We start from the raw sequence: 2558 nt of genomic DNA, 5'->3' as shown, positions 1-2558 counted from the left end.
TTCCCACGTGAGGCTTGCGGGAGACCATCCGAAGCCGTCGAAGTCCTCGACTCTCCACTGCCAGTCGTTCGCCGGGAACAACCTGAGAACGTCACGCAGATGCACCATCGTTTGCTGGTCGATCCACATAGGGATCGTTTCGACGATCATCAAGCATCCTCACCGATCTGGCCACCCACGCGCGGCCACATTCACATGAGCATGACAGAACACATCCGCAATTCAGTGCGGGCTCAGGCGGTTATCGCAACACTTCGTTGAGTGCTTCTGATGGTGTGCGGAATCCGAGGGTTTGTCGAGGACGGCCGTTGAGTTCGTCGGCGATGGCATCGAGGTCGGCTTGGCTGTAGGTGCGAAGGTCGAGGTGGCGGGGAAGGTATTGGCGTAGAAGGCCGTTGGTGTTTTCGTTGCTGCCCCGCTGCCATGGACTCTTCGGATCGCAGAAATAGACCGGGACACCGGTGGCGACGGTGAAGGCGGCGTGTTCGGTCATTTCGATGCCTTGGTCCCAGGTCAGGGTTCGTCGTAGCGCGGCGGGCAGGGTCACGACTTTCGTGGCCAAGGCGTCGGCCACGAGGTCGGCGCGATGCCCGCCGGGCAGCGCGATCAACATCACGAACCGGGTGGAGCGTTCGACCAGCGTCACGATCGGCGACATTCCTTTACCGAACAGCAGATCTCCTTCCCAGTGCCCGGGAACCGCCCGGTCGTCGGCCTCGGCGGGGCGTTCGGCGATGTTGAGGACGCCGCGGCGTTGACCACGCCCGTCGGGCTGGCGGGTGACTCGGGGCCGGCGCATGGCGCGGTGCGTGCGCAGGTAGCGGGTCAGTTCGTGGCGCAGTTCGCCGCGGGCCTGGATGAACAGGGTCCGGTAGATCGTTTCGTGCGACACATATCCCATGCTGGACTTCTGGTTTCGAGCCAGCCAGCCCGCGATCTGCTGCGGCGACCAACGGGCGGTGAGTTTCTCGGCCACTATCCGCGCCAGCTGCGGATCCTGGGAAAGTTTGGTCGGTTTCGGTCGCACCGCCCGCGCCCAGGCCGCCCGGTCTGCGGGCAGGGCTCGATAGGCGAAGCGACCGCCATGGCCGCTGACCTCCCGCGAGATCGTCGAAGGGGCTCGTCCTAAGCATCGCGCGATCGCGCGCAAGGAGTCCCCGGCAGCGAGGCCGCGTGAGATCTCTTCGCGTTCAGCCAGACTCAACCGCAGCGAGTTACGGTGACGCGCCGCAGGCCGGACACCGCCGCAGCGTTTGAGCAGTTCCCGCACCGTCGAAGGATGCCGGCGCATCTCGCGGGCCAGGACCTTGATCGCTTGCCCGGACCTCCAGCGTCGCCACACTTCCTCGATCTCGGGTTCGGTCAACGGTATCCGCTTCTCCGACAGCGGTCTCGTCGAGGCCATCACGCATCACATCCCCGCTCCACCAGGACATATCCAGTGTTGCGCTAAACCATTGAGACCACACCGCTTACAAGTCGGTTCGGCCCTTCCGTGCAACAGGGTTTGAGCTGGTGCTTCTCGGCGTTTGCCTGGATTGGCTCTCGTTGGTGAGCGTGGGAGCCACCGGTCGACCGGGAGATTTGCCCATTGGCGGCGTTGGCGGGGGAGGGGTACCTCTGGCGCTGCTGCGGACCGATTGCGGGCCTCGGCAGAGCTTCGGCTAGGTGCCGCGTCCGCTCATGCCGAACTGAGGGTGTGGGATGATTCGGGCTTTCGACGCTCGATCGGCGCGGTGTCGATCCCCGAAATGCTGTCGGCCGTCACCGGTCGCGACGGCTTCTGTCCTTGGTCGGCCGCAACAGACCCCTTCTTCGTTCCGCACTGCCCCACAACATGATTAGGGCAATTGTCCGATAGCAGCTGACCTCCTTGGTCGCTACCATCGAAGGGGTCGCAGGGCAGAAACACCCAGCATTTCACTCCGAGGATGGCCCACTATGCGCCGGATGCGATGGGGAGTCTTCGCTGATCCGCCAATGGAACTCACAGACGCGGAACGCAAACGGGGCGAGCGGGCAGCTCGGAAGGCGGCCCGCGAGGCGCGGAAGTCTCTGGTACGGACAAGGCGGTACCAGTATCGGCGCTACCGGGAAAAGGCCGGCGACAGGTATCTGGATTGGCCGCAGTGGCGCATCACCTATCTCGAGGAATATCGACGCGGACCCCACCCTCAGTCCACAAGGGGCGGGGACGGCTTCATGGCGAGCGACTTTGGTTACTGATACAGGCAACCTAAGGTGCTCCTGAACTATCCGCTCACGCCGCTGATCGCTCGGTTCGGACCCCTGCCTAGTCCTCTCCCCAACCGCAGGATGATCCACCGCGGGGACGTGCCGGCACTCGATTCGGCGAGGTGGGACGGAGTGGGAATCTCACTCGATCCGGCTGGGACTCGCACGGCCAGATCGAGCCGGGGGAGCTCCCTTCCTTGATCCTGTCTTCCTCGTCCCCTCGCGGAAGTTCTTCGCCCGGAGAGCTGATCAGGCACCTATGCGGTGCGCTGGGCGTGCCGCAACGCTCCGCCGCGCCGGGCGCGACGCAGCGGAGCAAGGAG

General features: G+C 64.4%; 1 protein-coding gene. It reads right to left on the bottom strand.

Features of this window, described 5'->3' with window-relative positions; genetic code table 11:
- Positions 1 to 241: 241 nt before the first annotated feature.
- Positions 242 to 1405 (bottom strand): IS30 family transposase, encoded by a 1164-nt coding sequence (locus ACIRS4_RS36145; protein WP_404204184.1) that lies wholly within the window; start codon positions 1403 to 1405, stop codon positions 242 to 244.
- Positions 1406 to 2558 lie beyond the last annotated feature (1153 nt).

It is taken from the genome of Streptomyces sp. NPDC101166 (assembly GCF_044768125.1).
Classification (GTDB): Bacteria; Actinomycetota; Actinomycetes; order Streptomycetales; family Streptomycetaceae; genus Streptomyces.
Note: the sequence above shows the minus strand (reverse complement) of the source record. Positions and strands in the feature narration are given on the sequence as shown.

Excerpts from the sequence above, each read along its gene's own strand:
- ACIRS4_RS36145 (WP_404204184.1), bottom strand. The coding sequence starts at position 1,405 with ATGGCCTCGACGAGACCGCTGTCGGAGAAGCGGATACCGTTGACCGAA.